The organism is Streptomyces millisiae (assembly GCF_031845425.1).
In the GTDB taxonomy this organism is placed as follows: Bacteria; Actinomycetota; Actinomycetes; order Streptomycetales; family Streptomycetaceae; genus Streptomyces; species Streptomyces millisiae.
Genome location: NZ_JAVREM010000406.1, coordinates 1 through 396 on the forward strand (window position 1 = coordinate 1; position 396 = coordinate 396).

The following is a 396-nucleotide window of genomic DNA, read 5'->3' on the forward strand; positions in this document are numbered from 1 at the left end:
CATCATCTATTACGGGATCCTGAAGGCGGGTGCAGTGGTCGTTCCGATGAACACCATGCTGAAACGCGCCGAAGTCGCTTACCACCTTCGTGATTCGGGTGCGTGCGCCTACTTCTTTGCCGGCGACTACCTGCCTGAGGACGCCTGGCGCGGCTTCGACGACGTGGCCACATGCGAGTTTTCCATCGACATCAGTGACCTGGCAGAACTCTTCGGCGAGCGCTCTCGCGAGGATGTGATGGTCCCGACCGAAGCGACCGATACTGCGGTCATCCTGTACACCAGCGGCACCACAGGTAAGCCCAAAGGTGCCGAGCTCACACACGCCAACCTGGTGATGAATGCGCTGACATGCCACCGCCTCTTCGACATACTGGATGAGTCGCAGTTGGTGAC

Annotated in this window: 1 protein-coding gene; it reads left to right on the top strand. The window is 59.3% G+C overall.

The window, feature by feature from the left end; genetic code table 11:
• The coding region (locus RNC47_RS37300) for an AMP-binding protein (protein ID WP_394814971.1) at nucleotides 1-396 on the top strand (396 nt) is incomplete at both ends.